Raw genomic sequence first — 17,176 nt, forward strand, 5'->3', positions numbered from 1 at the left:
CATCATGCTGAGCAGAACTGCCTCCGATCTGTACTGGATGTCGCGCTACCTGGAGCGCGCCGAGAACCTCGCGCGCATGCTCGACGTCAGCTATTCGCTGTCGCTGATGCCGCAGGACGGCCGCGGCGACGGTCTCGACGAACTGGCCATGCCGCTGCTGATCACCGGCACCCTGGACCAATACCTGGAACGCCACGGGCAGATGCACGCCGAGCGCATGCTGCACTTCTTCGCCCTCGATGCGGACAACCCGGCGAGCATCTACTGCTGCCTGCAGGCCGCGCGCAGCAATGCCCATGCGGTGCGCGGGCGCATCACCGCGGACATGTGGGAGAACATCAACGCCACCTGGCTGGAGATGCGCGGCATCGCCGCCGAGGGCCTCGGGCGCTACGGCATCAGCCGCTTCTGCGAATGGGTCAAGGAGCGCTCGCACCTGTTCCGCGGCGCCACCTTCGGCACCATCATGCGCGGCGAGGCCTACCGCTTCATCCGCCTGGGCACCTTCATCGAACGCGCCGACAACACCCTGCGCCTGCTCGATGCGCGCTATGAGATGCTCGGCGAGGAGGCCGACACGGTCAGCGACACCTCGGCGCGCGGCTACTACCAGTGGAGCGCGCTGCTGCGCGCCCTGTCCTCGTTCGAGGCCTTCACCGAGATCTACCGCGGCTCGCCGCGCACCTACAAGATCGCCGAACTGCTGCTGCTGCGCCCCGAGGTGCCGCGCTCGCTGCGCTCGTGCATGGAGGAGCTCAACCTGATGCTCTCCGGCCTGCCCGGCGACAACGGCCGCCCGGCCCAGCGCCTGGCCGCCGAACTGGACGCGCGCCTGCGCTACACCAGCATCGACGAGGTGCTGGGCGAGGGGCTGCATGTCTGGCTCACCGATTTCATCCTGCTCGTCCGGCAGTTGGGCAGCGCCATCCACACGTCCTATCTGGAGGTCGTATGAGACTCTCGATCCGTCACGACACTACCTACAACTACGATGACCAGGTGCGCGCCAGCATCCAGTACCTGCGCCTGACCCCGCAGGAAAGCGCGCGCCAGCACGTGCTCAGCTGGCAGCTCGACCTGCCGCGCCAGGTGCGTGCCCAGCGCGACCCGTTCGGCAATATCCTGCATGTGCTGACCCTCGACGAACCCCACGAGGCACTGGTGATCGGCGCCCGCGGCCAGGTCGAGATCGACGAGCAGTGCGAGTCGGAAAGCGGCAGCGGCTCGGCCTTGCCCTACCTGCGCTTCACCCGTCTGACCCAGCCCGACGAGGCGCTGCGCGAGTTCGCCCGGCTCGGCAGCGCCGGGCGCCGCGACCGCGACGGGCTCATCGAACTGATGCACGGCCTGCACGCGCAGATGCCCTACACCCCGGGCGCCACCCGGGTCGACAGCACCGCCGCCGAGGCCTTCGCCGGCCGCGCCGGGGTCTGCCAGGACCACACCCACGCCTTCCTCGCCTGCGCGCGCAGCCTGGGCGTGCCGGCGCGCTACGTGTCCGGCTATCTGTTCACCGAAGACAGCGGCCACCTGGCCAGCCACGCCTGGGCCGAAGCCTGGCTGGACGACGCCTGGTACAGCTTCGATGTGACCAACCAGCTGGCCCGCCCCGAGCGCCACCTCAAGCTGGCCGTGGGTCTCGACTACCTGGATGCCTGCCCGGTGCGCGGCATGCGCCGCGGCGGTGGCGGCGAACAGATGCACGCGCGGGTCAAGGTCGCGCCGTTGCTGCAGATGCAGCAGTAGCTGCGGCCCAGGCGAGAGGGAAACGCAGCGCTATCCGCAGCGCGTTGGCGCCCCGCGGCAGCAACTAGGCGGCGTTGGCCAGCAAGCTGGCGAGGATTTGCTGGGCCGTGTGCCGTCACCCGCGACGCTGCAGCGGCCACCGGCAAAGCATGCCGCCCGCCTGACGGCGAGCGGGTTGATCAATGCTGTGTTGTATGGGGTAGCGAACGTGGATTGCCCTGTATTTCGCGGCGCGCGGGTAGGTTGGCGTTGAGCGCAGCGAAGCCCAACAACCGGGGAGATCGTTGCGCTTCGTCGTGCTGCTCCTCGCCGATAACAATCATGATCCGTGTGATCGCTTGAACGCTTGGCCCCCGCTGCGCGAACTACAGAATGGCCAGGGCACTGCCCACTGCAAGGCCGGATATACGAATGCAACCGCGCTGACGACAGGATCAAAAAAAGCTTTCCTCACTGCTTGTGGGGAGAGTCCATATACGCATTGTTAGCCGTGACACACACCTACAACCATTAGATTTAAAGCATTGCTATAGACAAGGCCAATTATATTTTCTGGGTTGTCATATTTCTGGTACCAGGCAGAGGACTCTTTGGTTTTCATAGGTGGCACGTAATCATTAAAACTCCCCATGCCGCCAAAAACGTTTCGTACTGATATAGAGAGCTCATTAAGTGAGGTTTGATCAAAACCATGGGCCAAAAATTGATCGGTGGTTTGCAAGCAATGCTCAAAATGGGCCAGCCAGTAAGTTGGCTTGTCTAGTCGAAGAAGTTCGCACAGCGGCATGAGAGCCTTCTGTAATTCTTCAAGTTGTTGTGTACGGACGCTGATGTCTATTGTCATGGCTAACGTTTGGTTAAGGGGGCGGCTTTAGCCGGTCCCGAGTGAGCGAAGCGAGCGACTTGCCCCATATGTTATACGCCTGCCTGCACGGTGGCCTTGAATTTTGGCCATTGGTTATAACCGATGCTTGGGTCGTTTGCCTCTAGCTCTTTGATAAGCTCCACCTCTTTCAGATTTACTTCCTTGTCGGTTGCCGTTTCTGACTCCCAGAGGATTTGCTTGCGAACTGTAAAGTCACGCATTTGTTCAGTGGTAAAGTCACGCTCAATTAGTTTGCTGTTGGCGCTGCCAAAATAATTTAGCGTTCCGGTCAGGTCTTTGCCGACGTAAATTTTGCCATTTGGGTACGTGATCTTATAAATGACTTTCATGGGCAACGCCGGTGCTGGATGGCAAAGGTGTATAACGCTTGAGTGCAAGGCTGTAATGGACTCTCCCTGCACCACGTTTCTTCTATAAGACCGAGGTGCCTGTTCGCTGGGAGAGCTTCGATGAAACGCATAGCAATTGATTTGGCCAAGTCCGTTTACCAGGTTGCCGAGAGTGTCCATGTCGGCCGTGTGGATCGTCGCAGGCGGCTTGATCCGGAGGCATTCGGGCGATATGTACAGGAGCAATCGGAGCCTGTCGAGTGGGTAATGGAGGCNCCCCGCTGCGCGAACTACAGAATGGCCAGGGCACTGCCCGTGACAAGGCCGGATATACGAATGCAACCGCGCTGACGACAGGATCGAAAAAAGCTTTCCTCACTGCTTGTGGGGAGAGTCCATATACCAGTTGTTAGGCAGCGGACTTCGAGCCGGACGAAGGACTTGCTGCCAGCGCTGAGCTTAACCGGCGGGGCGCACGGCGTATCGGTTTTGGCCCGGAAAGTTATTTGTGATGTGCACATTTTTTGAAAGCAACTCCTTTGCTGGCCACAAATAACGGCCTCTACTGCTAGGCGACCATTCGACCCAGGAGCACCGCGACGATGCGGTGATTGTGTTTCCTGGCTCGGTGCTGAAACCAATATTGCACTTACGCCTAACTATAAGTAGGCGACATAGATGACGTAATTGTCTGCGCCATTTATGTCGAATAATCTTCCTTGTCGTCTGCGAATCCCTTGTCCTGCCAGGGTGCTGTCACAACAAACGCGACAGCACACAGGACGTTAGGCGACAGCAATAACGGCAAGTCCCTTTGCACAAGAGAACAGTGCGTTGAGCCGCACGCTAGCCAGTTGCCAGCAGCCTGTCCAGACCCAGGCGCTCTGGCTTTGCGTAGGGTGCACCGTGCGCACCGGGGCGGCTCGGTGGGGGTGGTGGTGCGCGCGGCGCACCCTACGGCGGCGCGGTGGTGGGCCGCGCCGGGGAGGCGGGGGTTATTGCAGGGTGAGGCTGTCGCCGCGTTCCTGTTGCCAGTCGTCCAGGCTGGGAGCGGCCTGGTCGCCGGCCATGCGGTGGATGATTTCGAAGTAGTCCTGCTTGAACGGGTCGGCCATCACGTCGGCGCGGCTGCGCACGCGCACGGCGAGGATGCTCTGCACGTTCTGGTGGTCGAAGGCGCGCCATTGCTGCGGGTCCTTGAGCAGGCTGTAGTGGTGATCTTCGAGGGCCTTGATCAGGGTTTCGCTGTCCAGGCTGTTGCTGCGCCGCACTGCGTCGGCCCACTGGCGGACGATGGAGTAGGCGGAGGCGGTGGTGCTGCCGGGGTACTCCTGGTATTCGGCGATGTAGCGTTCGACGAAGGCCTGGCCTTGCGGGTTGTTGTCCTGCTTGGGCAGGTCCCAGGTCCAGGCTTCGGTGCCGATCACGTCTTCCATCACCAGCGGGCCGGCCTGTTGCACCACGCTCTTGGTCAGGTTGGGCACTATCACCTGCATGCGTTTCTTCAGGCCCATGTTGTGTACCAGGCGCATGCTGCGCTGCAGGTTTTCCCCGAGCAGCACCAGTACCAGCACGTCGGCCTCGCTCTTGGCGGCCTTGGCCAGGGCATCACGGTATTGCTCGCGGCGCACCAGGCCGGTGGGCAGGGCGGTACGGCCGTGGCGGGCGCGGTCGGTGCTGCCGGTGGCCTGGCGCAGGGCGCTTTCCATGCTGCGGCCCCAGGCGTCGTCGAGGATCACGTAGTGGTAGCGGCGGCGCGGCATGTGCCAGGACAGGTATTCACCGAGCACGCGGGCGCTCATCAGGGCGCTGTTGGATTCGCGGAACAGGTAGCGGTGGCCGGCCTGGCCGGTGACTTCGTTGGCGTAGCTCAGGGTGGCGAAGTACAGCAGGCCGTGCTCGCGGGCGCGCTGGCCGGCGGCGATGGCTTCTTCGCTGGTGGCGCCGCCAAATACCATGCGCGCGCCCTGGCTGGCGAAGCGGTCGACATTGGCGCGGGCCTGTTCGGCGCGCGAGGCGGTGTTTTCGCTGAGCAGCTCCAGTGGGCGGCCGAGCACGCCGCCTTCGCGGTTGATGGCGTCGACGGCGAGCAGGGCGCCGCGACGCAGTTCCAGGCCTTCGTCCTTGTAGTTGCCGGTGCGCGGGTAGTTGAGGCCGATCTTCACGCTGTCGGCAGCGTAGGCGGGCAGGGTGAACAGGCCGGCGAGCAGCAGGCCGGTGAGCAGGCGGTGCATGGCGGCACTCCTTGTGGGCAGGAGCGGCTGTTGTACGGCGCCGGCGGCGGCGCGGCCATGCGCCCTTGTGCCCATGCGCGTGCGACTTAGGTTGGGGGCGGGTTTGCTGGCAGTGCGCTTGTCTGCGGCAGGCTGTGTGCGGTGAGCCGTATGGGATGGGCTTTGGTGGGATGAGCTTTTGTGGGAGAGGCTTTAGCCGCGATGCGTTGCCGGGGCGTGCGGTGTTGCCCGGGGTCGCGGCCAAGGCCCCTCCTACAGGGGGCTTGAGCGCGATGTTTTGGGGCGGGCGCGACGTTGCTGGTTGATCGCGGCTAAAGCCGTTCCCACGGGGTTTGTGCGGGCGGGTATTGCTACCAAGGAACTAGGGAATTCGGCACTGCGGTCAATTGTTGGGCAGGCGCGGCAAACCAAGAATTCGTCGCAGACCGGGAAACTTTCCCGGACACAACAACAAGCCCGCAGAGGTAGCCGCAATGAAGCACAACGGTCTCACCCAACCCTTCGTCCGCACGGCGCTGTTTGCCGCGGTCACCCTGGCCAGCCTGACGGCGCAGGCCGGCGTGACTGATGAAGACATCAGCGCCAGTGGCAAGCGTAACGACCAGGTGGTGGTCAACGGCATCAACCAGCAGGGCCAGCGCTACAGCACCCTGGATACCTTGAACAGCAACAACGTCAAGGAACTGCGGCCGGTCTGGGCGTTGTCCTTCGGCGGCGAGAAGCAGCGCGGCCAGCAGGCCCAGCCGCTGATCAAGGACGGCGTGATGTACGTCACCGCCTCCTACTCGCGGGTGTTCGCCGCCGACGCGCGCACCGGCAAGAAGCTCTGGCAATACGACGCGCGCCTGCCGGACGGCATCATGCCGTGCTGCGACGTGATCAACCGCGGTGTGGCCCTGTACGGCGACCTGGTGATCTTCGGCACCCTCGACGCCAAGCTGGTCGCCCTGAACAAGGACACCGGCAAGGTGGTGTGGAAGAAGACCGTGGCCGACTACAAGGCCGGTTACTCCATCTCCGCGGCGCCGCTGATCGCCAAGGGCAAGCTGATCACCGGCGTGGCCGGTGGCGAGTTCGGCGTGGTCGGCAAGATCGAGGCCTACGACCCGAGCAACGGCGAGCTGCTGTGGACCCGGCCGACCGTGGAAGGCCACATGGGCTTCGTCTACAAGGACGGCAAGCCGGTGGAGAACGGCATCTCCGGCGGCGCGCCGGGCAAGACCTGGCCGGGCGACCTGTGGAAGACCGGCGGCGCGGCCCCGTGGCTGGGCGGCTTCTACGACCCGACCACCGACTCGCTGTTCTTCGGCACCGGCAACCCGTCGCCGTGGAACTCGCACCTGCGCCCGGGCGACAACCTGTTCTCCTCCTCGCGCCTGGCGCTGAACCCGGAAGACGGCTCGATCAAGTGGCACTTCCAGACCACCCCGCACGACGGCTGGGACTACGACGGCGTCAACGAACTGGTGTCGTTCGACTACCAGGCCGGCGGCAAGACCGTGAAGGCGGCGGCTACCGCCGACCGTAACGGCTTCTTCTACGTGCTGGACCGCACCAACGGCGACTTCATCCGCGGCTTCCCGTTCGTCGACAAGATCACCTGGGCCAAGGGCCTGGACAAGACCGGCCGGCCGATCTACGACGAGAGCCACCGTCCGGGCGCGCCGGGTGACGCGAAGAAGGGCAGCTCGGTGTTCGTCGCCCCGTCCTTCCTCGGCGGCAAGAACTGGATGCCGATGGCCTACAGCCAGGACACCGGGCTGTTCTACGTGCCATCCAACGAGTGGGGCATGGACATGTGGAACGAGGGCGTGTCCTACAAGAAGGGCGCGGCCTACCTGGGCGCCGGCTTCACCATCAAGCCGCTGAACGAGGACTACATCGGCGTGCTGCGCGCCATCGACCCGAAGACCGGCAAGGAAGTCTGGCGCTACAAGAACTACGCGCCGCTGTGGGGCGGTGTGCTGGCGACCAAGGGCAACCTGGTGTTCACCGGCAACCCGGAAGGCTACCTGATGGCCTTCGACGCCAAGACCGGCAAGAAACTCTATGAGTTCAACACCGGTTCCGGCGTGATCGCCTCGCCGATCACCTGGGAAATGGACGGCGAGCAGTACGTCACCGTGCTGTCCGGCTGGGGTGGTGCGGTGCCGCTGTGGGGTGGCGAAGTGGCCAAGCGCATCAAGAACCTCGACCAGGGCGGCATGATCTGGACCTTCAAGCTGCCCAAGGACCTGGTCGCCAAGAAGTAAGCCGCGGCAGTTGACCCGAACCCGCCAGGGCGAGGGTTAAGCGGTACAGCACAACCCGGAGCTGACAGTGTCGGCTCCGGGTTTTTGCGTTGTGGGGGCAAGTGTGGGAGCAGTGGTGCTGCCGGATGGCTGCCAGCCAGCCCGGGGCTCTGTAGGAGGGGCCTTGGCCGCGATGCTCCTGGCGGGCGGCGCGGAGCTGCCTGCTATCGCGGCCAAGGCCCCTCCTACGAGGAGAGTGGCGTCGCTTGTTGGAGTACTCCTCCCAATGGCCAATCCGCCCGGCGAGCTTCTACCACCAAGGTTCTATGGTGCCCGGCCCGCTGCCGTGCACCAATGCAGGTCTCGCCATCTAGTGACGGGGCGCGTCGCAAAGCCACTGCGGTGCCTCCTTCCAGTCTGCAGTCAGTACGAGGTCAGGTATGCACGCACGGTCGTTTCGCCCCTGGTTGATTCCCTTGTTGCAGAGCGCCGCCCTGCTGCTGGGGGCGTGGTTCAGCTGGCCACTGTGGCTGGCGCTCGGGCTGCTCTGCCTGCTGTTCTGGCTGCCGCTGTTGCGCCGCGCGCCGCTGGCCGAGCCGGTCGCCGAACCGGCCGACCTGGCCGGGCTGACCCGCGACCTGTCCCAGGCCACCAGCCACAATGCGCTGTCCGCCGCCGGGGTCAGCTTTGCCGTGCAGCGCCTGGCGCAGAAGCTGGAGTCGATGCTGGATGCCGCCGCGCGCATCGTCAGCAGCGCCGAGCAGATGATCGTCACCGAGAACGCCACCGCCGAACTCAGCCAGCAGGGCCTGGAAGCTTCCAGCACCGTACGCCAGAGCAGCGACAGCGGGCGGGCCGGCCTGCAGCAGGCCATCGCCTGCATGCACCAGTTGAGCCAGCGCGCCAGCACCAGCCGCGAGCTGATCGAGCGGCTCAACCAGCGCAGCGAGGAAATCCAGCGGGTCACCCAGGTGATCCAGTCCATCGCCAGCCAGACCAACCTGCTGGCGCTCAACGCCGCCATCGAGGCGGCGCGCGCCGGCGAGCACGGCCGCGGCTTTGCCGTGGTCGCCGACGAGGTGCGCGGCCTGGCCGCGCGTACCGCCAGCGCCACCGAGGAAGTCGGCCTGATGGTGCGCGACATCCAGCAGGACACCTCGGCCGCGGTCGAGCAGATCCGCCAGCTGTCCGCCGACCTCGCTGGCGGCGTGCAGCTGGTGGTGCAGGCCGGCGAGCAGCTGGACGGCATCGCCAGCCTGGCGCTGGGCGTGGAAGGGCAGATGCAGACCATCGCCAGCGGCGCGCGCGACAACCGCCTGGCGCTGGACGAGCTGTTCCACGCCGTCGAGCAGATGCGCGAGGACCTGGCCGCCAGCGACGAGCAGACCGAGCGCCTGAGCGTGGCGGCCACCGCCCTGGAAGGCCAGGCCGAGGCGATCAGCGAGCGGCTGGCCGAGGTCGGCCTGGATGATTACCACCAGCGCGTCTACAACCTGGCCCGCGAAGGTGCGCAACGCATCGCCGAGCGCTTCGAGGCGGACCTGGCCAACGGCCAGATCAGCGAAGGCGCGCTGTTCGACCGTCACTACAAGCCGCAGCCGGGCAGCGACCCGCAGCGCTACAGCACGGCCTTCGACCGCTATGCCGACAGCGTGCTGCCGGGCATCCAGGAACCGCTGCTGAGCCAGCACGAGGGCCTGGTGTTTGCCATCGCCTGCACCCCGGAAGGCTACGTGCCGACCCACAACCAGGCGTTCAGCCAGGCGCCCACCGGCGACCCGCAGCACGACCGCCTGCATTGCCGCAGCAAGCGCCTGTTCAACGACCGCACCGGCCGCCGCTGCGGCAGCCACCAGCAGCCGCTGCTGCTGCAGACCTACACCCGCGACACCGGCGAGCTGATGCACGACCTGTCGGTGCCGATCCAGATCCGCGGCCGGCATTGGGGCGGTTTGCGCCTGGGCTATCGGCCGGAGGCGGCGCGGCGCTGAGGGCTGCTGGGGCAGGGGCCTTGGCCGCGATGCTTCTGGGGCGGCGCGGTGTCGCCTGCCTTCGCGGCCAAAGCCCCTCCCACAAGAGCTTGCCTGCCGCTGCATGGCCCGGGCTGGCACATACCGGTGTAGGAGGGGCCTTGGCCGCGACGCCCTTGGGGTCGCTCGGTGCCGCCTGTCTTCGCGGCTAAAGCCGCTCCCACGCCATTGCTCCGCTGCATGGCCCCCTTGCGCCCATGCCAGAGCCTCGCGCTGCATCTACTACCAAGGAACTAGCCCATCTATGCCATGGGCGCATACCGTGGGTTTGCGCAGGGTGTCTATGATCATTCCATGTCCTGCACCACGTCCCGGCGCAGGCGCTGACAAAAACAGAGGCCTCGATCATGATCTACGCAAACCCTGGCTCCGCTGGCTCCATCGTTACCTTCAAGCCGCGTTACGGTAATTACATCGGCGGCGAGTTCGTGGCGCCGGTCAAGGGCGAGTATTTCACCAACACCTCGCCGGTCACCGGTGAAGTGATCGCCGAGTTCCCCCGTTCCGGTGCCGAAGACATCGAGCGCGCCCTGGACGCCGCCCATGCCGCCGCCGACGCCTGGGGCAAGACCTCGGTGCAGGACCGTGCCCTGATCCTGCTGAAGATCGCCGACCGCATCGAGGCCAACCTGGAGCTGCTCGCCGTCGCCGAAACCTGGGACAACGGCAAGGCCGTACGCGAAACCCTGAACGCCGACGTGCCGCTGTCCGCCGACCACTTCCGCTACTACGCCGGCTGCATCCGCGCCCAGGAAGGCAGCACCGCCGAGATCAACGAACACACCGCTGCCTACCACTTCCACGAGCCGCTGGGCGTGGTCGGGCAGATCATCCCGTGGAACTTCCCGCTGCTGATGGGCGCCTGGAAGCTGGCCCCGGCCCTGGCCGCCGGCAACTGCATCGTGCTCAAGCCGGCCGAGCAGACCCCGCTGTCGATCACCGTGCTGCTGGAAGTCATCGGCGACCTGCTGCCGCCGGGCGTGCTCAACGTGGTGCAAGGCTTCGGCCGCGAAGCCGGCGAGGCCCTGGCCACCAGCAAGCGCATCGCCAAGATCGCCTTCACCGGCTCGACCCCGGTCGGCTCGCACATCCTCAAGTGCGCCGCCGAGAACATCATCCCGAGCACCGTGGAACTGGGCGGCAAGAGCCCGAACATCTTCTTCGAAGACATCATGCAGGCCGAGCCGTCCTTCATCGAGAAGGCCGCCGAAGGCCTGGTGCTGGCCTTCTTCAACCAGGGCGAGGTGTGCACCTGCCCGTCGCGCGCCCTGGTGCAAGAGTCGATCTACGACGCCTTCATGGTCGAGGTGATGAAGAAGATCAAGCAGATCAAGCGCGGCAACCCGCTGGACACCGAGACCATGGTCGGCGCCCAGGCCTCGCAGCAGCAGTTCGACAAGATCTTGAGCTACATGGACATCGCCCAGCAGGAAGGCGCGCAGATCCTCACCGGCGGCGGCGCCGAGCGCCTGGAAGGCAACCTGGCCACCGGCTATTACATCCAGCCGACCCTGCTCAAGGGCCACAACAAGATGCGCGTGTTCCAGGAAGAGATCTTCGGCCCGGTGGTCAGCGTCACCACCTTCAAGGACGAAGCCGAAGCCCTGGCGATTGCCAACGACACCGAGTTCGGCCTCGGCGCCGGCCTGTGGACCCGCGACATCAACCGTGCCTACCGCATGGGCCGCGGCATCAAGGCCGGTCGCGTATGGACCAACTGCTACCACCTGTACCCGGCGCACGCCGCGTTCGGTGGCTACAAGAAGTCCGGCGTCGGCCGCGAAACCCACAAGATGATGCTCGACCACTACCAGCAGACCAAGAACCTGCTGGTGAGCTATGACATCAATCCGCTGGGCTTCTTCTAAGCAACCAGCCCCGGGCTGCCGGGGCTTCGTAGGGTGCGCCGTGCGCACCGCGTGCCCCGCGCGGGCCTGTGGTGCGCACGGCGCACCCTACGTGTGAGTGTGACCTGCCGGCGGACGCTCCGCCGTCGGCAGCTGGTGTGTCTTGGTGGGTGGTGCTGCGTACGCCCCCGCCGTTTTATCGATGCGCTTGCGAGTGCGTTCTGCCCGTACTGCTTACCTACTCCCAGGTGTGGCAGATCCCTATCGATGCGCGGCCCAGGCCGCGTTTTTTTATGCCTGCGCGCCAGGCGGCCATGACTGAGGCGGCCCTACCAAGGTCAGCCCGATCTACTCCCAAAGTACCATTCTGCCGTTGGCCGTCCGGGGGCATAACTACATCTGCCGGAACCCTCCGGTTGATAACAAGAGGATCGACCCATGTGGACTAAACCCAACTTCACCGATATGCGCCTTGGTTTCGAAGTCACCCTGTACTTCGCCAACCGCTGATCACCCGAGCCCCGGTACGCCGGGGCTTCCAGTCCCAAGGCAGACCTCATGCATATCCAGATTCTCGGCTCGGCAGCCGGTGGCGGTTTCCCCCAGTGGAACTGCAACTGCCGCAATTGCAGCGGTATCCGCAGCGGTCGCCTGCGCGCCCAGCCGCGTACCCAGTCGTCCATCGCCCTGAGCGACGATGGCGTGCACTGGGTGCTGTGCAACGCCTCGCCGGATATCCGCGCGCAGATCGAAAACTTTCCGGCCCTGCAGCCGGCGCGGCGCCTGCGCGATACGGCGATCAACGGCATCATCCTGCTGGACAGCCAGATCGACCACACCACCGGCCTGCTGACCCTGCGCGAGGGCTGCCCGCACCAGGTCTGGTGCACCGAGATGGTCCACCAGGACCTCACCAGCGGCTTTCCCCTGTTCAACATGCTCGAGCACTGGAACGGCGGCCTGCAGTGGAACCCGATCGCTTTGGACGGCGTGCCGTTCGTGATCCCGGCCTGCGCCGATCTGCGCTTCACCGCCATCGCCCTGCGCAGCAGCGCGCCACCCTATTCGCCGCACCGTGGCAACCCGCATCCGGGCGACAACATCGGCCTGTTCGTCGAGGACCTGCGCACCGGCGGCACGCTGTTCTACGCCCCGGGCCTGGGCCAGGTCGACGAGCAACTGCTGGCCTGGATGCGCCGCGCCGACTGCCTGCTGGTCGACGGCACGCTGTGGCGCGACGACGAGATGCTGCAGTGCGAAGTCGGCACCAAGCTCGGCAGCGAGATGGGCCACCTGCAGCAAAGCGGCCCCGGTGGCATGATCGAAGTGCTCGACGGCCTGGACGCGCCGCGCAAGGTGCTGATCCACATCAACAACACCAACCCGATCCTCGACATCGACTCGGCCGAGCGCGCCATCCTCAGCGCCCACGCCATCGAAGTGGCCTGGGACGGCATGAGTATCGAACTCTGAGAGGCGCCGCGCGGCCCGTAGGGTGCGCCGTGCGCACCGCGAGCCCCGCACTGGCCTCTGGTGCGCACGGCGCACCCTACGAAAACAAAACGCGGGCGCACGGCGCACCCCACGACAACAAGAAGGAGCAGCGATGAGTCAGCCAGCCATGAGCCCTGCCGAATTCGAGCAGGCGCTGCGCGCCAAGGGCGCCTATTACCACATCCACCACCCGTTCCAGGTGGCCATGTACGAAGGCCGCTCCAGCCGCGAGCAGATCCAGGGCTGGGTGGCCAACCGCTTCTACTACCAGCTGTGCATCCCGCTCAAGGATGCCGCGATCATGGCCAACTGCCCGGATCGCGAGACGCGCCGCGAGTGGGTGCAGCGCATCCTCGACCACGACGGCGCGCCAGGGGATCCGGGCGGCATCGAGGCCTGGCTGCGCCTGGCCGAGGCGGTCGGCCTGGACCGCGAGCAGGTGCTGTCCACCGAGCTGGTGCTGCCCGGCGTGCGTTTCGCCGTGGATGCCTACGTCAACTTCGCCCGCCGCGCCGGCTGGCAGGAGGCGGCCAGCAGCTCGCTGACCGAGCTGTTCGCCCCGCAGATCCACCAGTCGCGCCTGGACAGCTGGCCGCAGCACTACCCGTGGATCGACGCCGGCGGCTACGACTACTTCCGCAAGCGCCTGAAGGAGGCGCGCCGCGATGTCGAGCACGGCCTGCGCATCACCCTCGGCCACTACACCACCTTCGCGGCCCAGCAGCGCATGCTGGAGATCCTGCAGTTCAAGCTCGACGTGCTGTGGAGCATGCTCGATGCCATGAGCATGGCCTACGAGCTGGAGCGCCCGCCGTATCACACGGTGACGAGTGAACGCGTCTGGCACCGGGGGATCGCGCTATGAACAGCACCGATTCGAGCGACGTAGGGTGCGCCGCGCGCACCCATGACCCGCAGGCGCTTGCCGGTGCGCACGGCGCACCCCATGCAGCGCACAGCCCAGGTGCGACCCGGTACGGCGCACCCTACGACGGAGTATCCCGCGTGAACCAATCCATCCACTCCTGCGTGCCGCGCATCCGCCGTGGTTTCCGTCTGCAGTACGAGCCGGTGCAGCAGTGCCATGTGCTGCTCTACCCGGAAGGCATGATCAAGCTCAACGACAGCGCCGCGCAGATTCTCCAGTGCGTCGATGGCTGCCGTGATGTGGCGACCATCATCGCTTCGCTGCTCGAACAGTTCCCCGGCGTGCCGGGTATCGATGAAGACATCCTGGCGTTTATCGAGGTGGCCCATGCCCAGTTCTGGATCGAATTCGCCTAGCCCGGCGCAGCCGCAGGTCGGCCCGCCGCTGTGGCTGCTGGCCGAGCTGACCTACCGCTGCCCGCTGCAGTGCCCGTACTGCTCCAACCCGCTGGATTTCGCCAAGCACGGCAGCGAGCTGAGCACCGAACAGTGGATCGACGTGTTCCGCCAGGCCCGTGAACTGGGCGCGGCGCAGCTGGGCTTTTCCGGCGGCGAGCCGCTGGTGCGCCAGGATCTCGCCGAGCTGATCAAGGCCGCCCGTGACCTGGGCTTCTACACCAACCTGATCACCTCGGGCATCGGCCTCACCGAGCAGCGCATCGCCGAGTTCAGCGCGGCCGGACTGGATCATATCCAGGTCAGCTTCCAGGCCGCCGACGAGGAGGTGAACAACCTGCTGGCCGGCTCCAGCAAGGCCTTCGCCCACAAGCTGGCGATGGCTCGCGCGGTCAAGGCCCACGGCTACCCGATGGTGCTCAACTTCGTCACCCACCGGCACAACATCGACCGCATCGACCGCATCATCGAGCTGTGCATCGAGCTGGAGGCCGACTACGTCGAGCTGGCCACCTGCCAGTTCTACGGCTGGGCCGAGCTGAACCGCGTCGGCCTGCTGCCGACCCGCGAGCAGCTGCAGCGCGCCGAGCGCATCACCAACGAGTGGCGGGAGAAACTGGCGGCGCAGAACCACCCGTGCAAGCTGATCTTCGTCACCCCGGACTACTACGAGGAGCGGCCGAAGGCCTGCATGAGCGGCTGGGGCAAGCTGTTCCTCGACATAACCCCGGACGGCACCGCGTTGCCGTGCCACAGCGCGCGGCAGCTGCCGGTGCAGTTCCCCAACGTGCGCGAGCACAGCCTGCAGCACATCTGGTTCGAGTCGTTCGGCTTCAACCGCTACCGCGGCGACGCCTGGATGCCCGAGCCGTGCCGCAGCTGCGACGAGAAGGACCGCGACTTCGGCGGCTGCCGCTGCCAGGCCTTCATGCTCACCGGCGATGCAGACAACGCCGACCCGGTGTGCAGCAAGTCGGCGCACCACGGCATCATCCTCGCCGCCCGCGAGGAGGCCGAACACGCGCCGCTGGGCCTGGAACAGCTGACCTACCGCAATGAAAAAGCCTCCAAGCTTATCTGCAAGGTCTGAAGCGGCCGTAACCGCTACGAACGATCCTGTAGGGTGCGCCGTGCGCACCATGGGCGACGCGGTGGCCCCCGGTGCGCACGGCGCACCCTCCGGCTTGTGGTCGGCAACGCAGGCGGCGGCCGCCTCGCGGGATTTCGCTGAACTGCACGCGGCCCACGGCGGCCTGTTGTGGGTGGAATTCGATCCGCAACAGGCACGCTGCGGCCTGTTCTTCCAGCGCGACGGCGTGCGGCGCGAGCTGACCCCACCGGCGTTCTCGGTGCGCAGTCGGGTCTACGAATACGGCGGCGGCGCCTGCTGCGCCACTCCTGACGGCGCCGCCTTCGTCAACGAAACCGACCAGCAGCTCTACCTCGTAGGGTGCGCCGTGCGCACCGAGACGGCGTGCGCGGTCAATGGTGCGCATGGCGCACCCTACGGGCCCGACGTTGATGATGCCCCGCGGGCGCTGACCGCGCGCCCGCACTGCCGCTACGGCGACCTCCACTATGTCGCCGCCTGGCAGGCGCTGCTGGCCGTCGAGGAAAGCCACGAACCGGCCGGGGTGATCCACCGCCTGGTGCGCATCGGCCTGGATGGCGCGCGCCGGGTGCTGGTCGAGGGCGCCGACTTCTATGCCGGGCCGCAGGCCAGCAGCGATGGCGCGCAGCTGGCCTGGATCGAATGGGACCGCCCGCAGCAGCCCTGGACTGCCACGCGCCTGTGCCGGCGCAGGGGCGACGGCGCGGAGCAGGTGCTGGCCGGGGCGGGCGCTGACCAGTCGCTGCAGCAGCCGCGCTTCGCCGCCGATGGCCGGCTCTGGGTGTTGAGTGATGGCGAAGGTTGGTGGCAGCCCTTATGCCTGGATGCCGGCCCCGCTGTGCACGGCGCCCCCTACGACCATGCGCCGGCGCCCTGGCAGCTGGGTGGCTGCACTTATCTGCCGCTGGCGGGCGGCGGCCTGTTGCTGAGCCGTTTCGAGCAGGGTTTCGGCGTGCTGATCGAGCAGGGCGCTGCCGGCGGCGAGCGGCGCCTGGCCGGCGAGTTCAGCCGCTTTCGCGGCCTGGCGGCGGATGCCACGCACTTCTACTGCATCGCCGGCTCGCCGACGCGACTGCCGGCCGTGCTGGCGATCGAGCGGCAGACGGGCGCCGTGCAGCTGCTGGCCGGCGGCGAGCAGCCCTTGCCGGCCGCCGCCATCTCCCGGCCGCAGGCCTTCGACTACGAAACTGGCGCTGGCGAGCGCGCCCATGGCTTCTTCCATGCCGCCCAGGGCGGCGAGGCGCTGCCGCCGCTGCTGATCTTCCTGCACGGCGGGCCGACGTCGGCTTGCTACCCGGTGTTCGACCCGCGCATCCCGTTCTGGACCCAGCGCGGTTTTGCCGTGGCCGACCTCAACTACCGCGGCAGCAGCGGCTACGGCCGCGCCTACCGGCAGCGCCTGCAGGGCGAGTGGGGGCGCATCGAGGTCGAGGATATCCAGGCCGCCGCCGCGCACCTGGCCGCCCAGGGCCTGGTCGACGCCACGCGGGTGTTCGTCCGTGGCGCCAGCGCCGGCGGCTACAGCGCCCTGTGTGCCCTGGCCTGCGCCAGCGGCCTGCGCGGCGGCGCCAGCCTGTACGGGGTCAGCGACCCGCTGGCGCTGCGCCGGGCCACCCACAAGTTCGAGGCCGATTACCTCGACTGGCTGATCGGCGACCCCGAGCGCGACGCCGCGCGCTACCGCGAGCGCACGCCGCTGCTGCAGGCGGCGCGCATCCGCGTGCCGGTGATCTTCTTCCAGGGCGGGCTGGATGCGGTGGTGGTGCCGGCGCAGACCGAGTCGATGGTCGCCGCCCTGCGCCGCAATGGGCTGGCGGTTGAATACCGGCTGTACCCGGACGAGCGCCACGGCTTTCGCCAGGCCGCGCACCTGGCCGAGGTGCTGGAGCGCGAGCTGGCCTTCTATGTGGAACTCCTGCGCTAGAGCGTTCATCGCCTGCGGCCT

At 66.4% G+C, this 17,176-nt stretch carries 14 protein-coding genes and 1 pseudogene; 12 read left to right on the forward strand and 3 right to left on the reverse strand.

What is annotated here, in order from left to right; genetic code table 11:
* Positions 1-4 precede the first annotated feature (4 nt).
* Together GV001_RS11215 and GV001_RS11220 are read left to right on the forward strand one after the other, a co-directional pair.
* Positions 5-955 (forward strand): alpha-E domain-containing protein, encoded by a 951-nt coding sequence (locus GV001_RS11215; RefSeq protein ID WP_160079792.1) that lies wholly within the window; start codon positions 5-7, stop codon positions 953-955.
* The gene (locus tag GV001_RS11220; RefSeq protein ID WP_160079794.1) at positions 952-1,746 is read left to right on the forward strand and encodes a transglutaminase family protein; all 795 of its coding nucleotides are present in this window, start codon (positions 952-954) and stop codon (positions 1,744-1,746) included. The genes GV001_RS11215 and GV001_RS11220 overlap by 4 nt, the downstream gene beginning before the upstream one ends.
* A gap of 484 nt (positions 1,747-2,230) precedes the next feature.
* Here the strand turns inward: GV001_RS11220 and GV001_RS11225 are convergent, their stop codons facing one another.
* A complete protein-coding gene (locus GV001_RS11225; protein ID WP_160079796.1) occupies positions 2,231-2,590 on the reverse strand; it encodes a hypothetical protein in 360 nt (119 codons plus the stop codon).
* Positions 2,591-2,661: 71 nt separating this feature from the next.
* Positions 2,662-2,961, reverse strand: a complete 300-nt coding sequence (locus GV001_RS11230) for a GIY-YIG nuclease family protein (RefSeq protein ID WP_160079798.1) — start codon at positions 2,959-2,961, stop codon at positions 2,662-2,664.
* Positions 2,962-3,081: 120 nt separating this feature from the next.
* Between GV001_RS11230 and GV001_RS11235 the strand changes: the two are divergent.
* Positions 3,082-3,236 (forward strand): annotated as a pseudogene (locus GV001_RS11235) (IS110 family transposase); the annotation flags it as partial.
* A 720-nt stretch (positions 3,237-3,956) separates the two neighbouring features.
* Here the strand turns inward: GV001_RS11235 and GV001_RS11240 are convergent.
* Positions 3,957-5,195 carry an ABC transporter substrate-binding protein gene (locus GV001_RS11240; protein ID WP_160079800.1) on the reverse strand — a complete coding sequence of 413 codons (1,239 nt, stop codon included), beginning with the start codon at positions 5,193-5,195 and terminating at the stop codon, positions 3,957-3,959.
* A 473-nt stretch (positions 5,196-5,668) separates the two neighbouring features.
* Here GV001_RS11240 and GV001_RS11245 point away from each other — a divergent pair, with 473 nt between their 5' ends.
* The 9 genes from GV001_RS11245 (at position 5,669) to GV001_RS11285 (ending at position 17,155) form a co-directional block, all read left to right on the forward strand.
* On the forward strand, positions 5,669-7,447 hold the full coding sequence (locus tag GV001_RS11245; protein WP_160079802.1) for a PQQ-dependent methanol/ethanol family dehydrogenase: 1,779 nt from the start codon (positions 5,669-5,671) through the stop codon (positions 7,445-7,447).
* 743 nt (positions 7,448-8,190) lie between these two features.
* Positions 8,191-9,417 carry a methyl-accepting chemotaxis protein gene (locus tag GV001_RS11250; RefSeq protein ID WP_372238585.1) on the forward strand — a complete coding sequence of 409 codons (1,227 nt, stop codon included), beginning with the start codon at positions 8,191-8,193 and terminating at the stop codon, positions 9,415-9,417.
* Positions 9,418-9,803: 386 nt separating this feature from the next.
* On the forward strand, positions 9,804-11,324 hold the full coding sequence (locus GV001_RS11255; RefSeq protein WP_160079806.1) for an aldehyde dehydrogenase family protein: 1,521 nt from the start codon (positions 9,804-9,806) through the stop codon (positions 11,322-11,324).
* Between the two features lie 417 nt (positions 11,325-11,741).
* The gene (gene pqqA, locus GV001_RS11260) at positions 11,742-11,813 is read left to right on the forward strand and encodes a pyrroloquinoline quinone precursor peptide PqqA (protein ID WP_080725296.1); all 72 of its coding nucleotides are present in this window, start codon (positions 11,742-11,744) and stop codon (positions 11,811-11,813) included.
* A gap of 48 nt (positions 11,814-11,861) precedes the next feature.
* Entirely contained in the window at positions 11,862-12,776 is a 915-nt protein-coding gene (gene pqqB / locus GV001_RS11265) for a pyrroloquinoline quinone biosynthesis protein PqqB (RefSeq protein ID WP_160079808.1), read from the forward strand.
* A gap of 133 nt (positions 12,777-12,909) precedes the next feature.
* Positions 12,910-13,662: a pyrroloquinoline-quinone synthase PqqC gene (gene pqqC, locus GV001_RS11270; protein WP_160079810.1), complete on the forward strand. Its 753-nt coding sequence runs from the start codon at positions 12,910-12,912 to the stop codon at positions 13,660-13,662.
* A gap of 140 nt (positions 13,663-13,802) precedes the next feature.
* On the forward strand, positions 13,803-14,081 hold the full coding sequence (pqqD, locus tag GV001_RS11275; protein WP_256664903.1) for a pyrroloquinoline quinone biosynthesis peptide chaperone PqqD: 279 nt from the start codon (positions 13,803-13,805) through the stop codon (positions 14,079-14,081).
* Entirely contained in the window at positions 14,053-15,210 is a 1,158-nt protein-coding gene (gene pqqE, locus GV001_RS11280) for a pyrroloquinoline quinone biosynthesis protein PqqE (protein ID WP_160079814.1), read from the forward strand. Before pqqD ends, pqqE begins: the two co-directional genes overlap by 29 nt.
* A gap of 49 nt (positions 15,211-15,259) precedes the next feature.
* The gene (locus GV001_RS11285; RefSeq protein WP_160083304.1) at positions 15,260-17,155 is read left to right on the forward strand and encodes a S9 family peptidase; all 1,896 of its coding nucleotides are present in this window, start codon (positions 15,260-15,262) and stop codon (positions 17,153-17,155) included.
* Positions 17,156-17,176 lie beyond the last annotated feature (21 nt).

Origin of the sequence: Pseudomonas sp. 8AS, from assembly GCF_902506505.1 — a bacterium.
Lineage (GTDB): Bacteria > Pseudomonadota > Gammaproteobacteria > Pseudomonadales > Pseudomonadaceae > Aquipseudomonas.

Bases quoted from the DNA above. Each gene is read 5' to 3' on its own strand.
- GV001_RS11215 (WP_160079792.1), top strand. From the start codon at position 5: ATGCTGAGCAGAACTGCCTCCGATCTGTACTGGATGTCGCGCTACCTG.
- GV001_RS11220 (WP_160079794.1), top strand. From the start codon at position 952: ATGAGACTCTCGATCCGTCACGACACTACCTACAACTACGATGACCAG.
- GV001_RS11225 (WP_160079796.1), bottom strand. From the start codon at position 2,590: ATGACAATAGACATCAGCGTCCGTACACAACAACTTGAAGAATTACAG.
- GV001_RS11230 (WP_160079798.1), bottom strand. From the start codon at position 2,961: ATGAAAGTCATTTATAAGATCACGTACCCAAATGGCAAAATTTACGTC.
- GV001_RS11240 (WP_160079800.1), bottom strand. From the start codon at position 5,195: ATGCACCGCCTGCTCACCGGCCTGCTGCTCGCCGGCCTGTTCACCCTG.
- GV001_RS11245 (WP_160079802.1), top strand. From the start codon at position 5,669: ATGAAGCACAACGGTCTCACCCAACCCTTCGTCCGCACGGCGCTGTTT.
- GV001_RS11250 (WP_372238585.1), top strand. From the start codon at position 8,191: ATGATCGTCACCGAGAACGCCACCGCCGAACTCAGCCAGCAGGGCCTG.
- GV001_RS11255 (WP_160079806.1), top strand. From the start codon at position 9,804: ATGATCTACGCAAACCCTGGCTCCGCTGGCTCCATCGTTACCTTCAAG.
- pqqB (WP_160079808.1), top strand. From the start codon at position 11,862: ATGCATATCCAGATTCTCGGCTCGGCAGCCGGTGGCGGTTTCCCCCAG.
- pqqC (WP_160079810.1), top strand. From the start codon at position 12,910: ATGAGTCAGCCAGCCATGAGCCCTGCCGAATTCGAGCAGGCGCTGCGC.
- pqqE (WP_160079814.1), top strand. From the start codon at position 14,053: ATGCCCAGTTCTGGATCGAATTCGCCTAGCCCGGCGCAGCCGCAGGTC.
- GV001_RS11285 (WP_160083304.1), top strand. From the start codon at position 15,260: ATGGGCGACGCGGTGGCCCCCGGTGCGCACGGCGCACCCTCCGGCTTG.